This window comes from Variovorax sp. DXTD-1 (assembly GCF_003984625.1).
Classification (GTDB): Bacteria; Pseudomonadota; Gammaproteobacteria; order Burkholderiales; family Burkholderiaceae_C; genus Variovorax.
This window is the reverse complement of record NZ_RWKH01000055.1, coordinates 1-2,015: the sequence shown is the minus strand read 5'-3', so window position 1 is coordinate 2,015 and position 2,015 is coordinate 1. Positions and strand designations below refer to the sequence as shown.

The 2,015-nt window shown below is 62.8% G+C and carries 2 protein-coding genes and 1 pseudogene; all 3 read right to left on the bottom strand.

What is annotated here, in order from left to right:
• A partial coding sequence (locus EJI00_RS24760; RefSeq protein ID WP_148110658.1) for a methyl-accepting chemotaxis protein occupies positions 1 to 1,173 on the bottom strand: 1,173 nt, incomplete at its 3' end.
• A 37-nt stretch (positions 1,174 to 1,210) separates the two neighbouring features.
• A complete protein-coding gene (locus EJI00_RS24755) occupies positions 1,211 to 1,726 on the bottom strand; it encodes a chemotaxis protein CheW (RefSeq protein WP_126750108.1) in 516 nt (171 codons plus the stop codon).
• A gap of 21 nt (positions 1,727 to 1,747) precedes the next feature.
• Positions 1,748 to 2,015, bottom strand: a pseudogene (locus EJI00_RS24750) (hypothetical protein); the annotation flags it as partial.

The following is a 2,015-nucleotide window of genomic DNA, read 5'->3' as shown; positions in this document are numbered from 1 at the left end:
TCGGCCTTGTTCACCGGCACGGGCGGCTTCGACGGCCGCGTTCAGCGCGAGGATGTTGGTCTGGAACGCGATCCCGTCGATCACGCCGATGATGTCGACGATCTTCTTGGAAGAGGTGTTGATGGAGCCCATGGTGTCCACCACCTGACTCACCACGCCGCCGCCGCGCAGGGCCACTTCGGAGGCCGACAGGGCCAGCTGGTTGGCTTGCCTCGCGTTGTCGGCGTTCTGCTTGACCGTGCTCGTGAGCTCTTCCATCGAGGCGGCCGTCTCTTCGAGCGAGCTGGCCTGCTCTTCGGTGCGGGAAGACAAATCTTGATTGCCCGCGGCAATCTGGCCCGAGGCCGTCGCGATCGCATTGGTGCCCTGGCGCACTTCGCCGACGACCCTGGCGAGGCTGTCGTTCATGCCCTTGAGCGCCTGCATGAGCTGGCCGGTCTCGTCGCGGCTCTGGATGTCGATGCGTCTTGTCAGATTGCCCGATGCCACCGATTGCGCAATCTCCACCGCGGCTGACAGCGGTCGCGCGACGATGCGAGCGATGAACAGCGCAAGCACGAGACCCAACCCGATACTACCCATCAGAAGGCCGACGATCCACAACCGCGCACGCGCATACGTGGTGTCCCCGTCGGCGCTGGCTTGCTGGGCGCCGTCGACGTTCAACGTGACGAGCTTGTCGATCATTTCCGTGAGTTCGCGGTTGAGGCGCGATGCATCCGAGCGAATCAGGGCAGTTGCCTCTTCCTTTCGCTGTGCACGGGACAGCGCCATCACCTTCTCGTGCTCCTGGGCATACAGCCCGAGGACCCTTGCGAACTCCGGATAGATCTTCTTCTCTTCGGGCTCTGAGATGAGTTGCTCGTAGGTCGCGCGCGCCTTGCCCAGCTCTCCCCAGAGCGCTGCCATTGACTTCTCGTAACGCGCCGCATCTTCGGGATCTGTTGAAAGCAGATGTTGCATCTCCTCGGAGCGGTAGCGAGCCATCAGGCCCCTCATCTCGAGCAGCGACTGGGCTGAGGGCATCCAATTGACGGCCATATCGGTCGACATCTGGTTGACCTTCGAAAGCTGCAACACCGATACGACTCCGAGCACCGCAGTCAACGACAGGACGGCCAAGAAAGACGCGAGCAACTTGGTCGCAATCCTGAGGTTTTGGAACGCTTGCATGAACTTTTCTCTTTATCTATCTGTTGGTGCCGAGGCTTCAGGCAGCCGCTTTTTCGATCAGGCCCATCTCGTCGCTGGACATCAGCTTGTCGATATCCACCAGGATCAGCATCCGCTCGTCCAGCGTGCCAAGTCCGATCAGGTAGTCCGTGTCCAGCACGGCGCCCATCTCCGGTGCGGGCTTGATCTGCTCGGCGCTCAGCGTGATCACGTCCGACACGCTGTCCACCACCATGCCCACCACGCGGCCGCCGATGTTCAGCACGATCACCACCGTGAACTGGTCATAGGTCGGTGCGCCCAGCTGGAACTTGATGCGCATGTCGATGATCGGCACGATGATTCCGCGCAGGTTCACCACGCCCTTGATGTATTCGGGTGCGTTGGCAATGCGCGTCACCGCGTCGTAGCCGCGCAGCTCCTGCACTTTCTGGATGTCGATTCCGTACTCTTCCTGGCCCAGCGTGAAGGAAAGAAATTCCAGGGGACGGCCCGCACGGGACGGTGCGGCGTTGCGGATGTCCGCGGTTTGTTGGGTTGGGGTTGCGCTCATCGGGAAACCTGTGGCTGTTGCTTAAAACTCTGTCCAGTCGCCGCCGGCTGCACCGGCCATGGCCAGCTGCGGGGACGAAGGTGCTTGTTGGGTCTTCTTGGCCGGCGCCGCGCGCCGGGGCTTCGAAGAGGGCTCGGAGGGGCGCGCCGCCTTGGCCGCGGCAGAGGCGAGCTGTGCATTCGCCGCCGCGGCAGAGGCTTGGCCGCCTTCGAGCTTGAACACGCTCACCGCTTCCACCAGGCTGGCGGCCTGCTCCTGCATCGACTGGGCTGCAGCCGCCGCTTCTTCG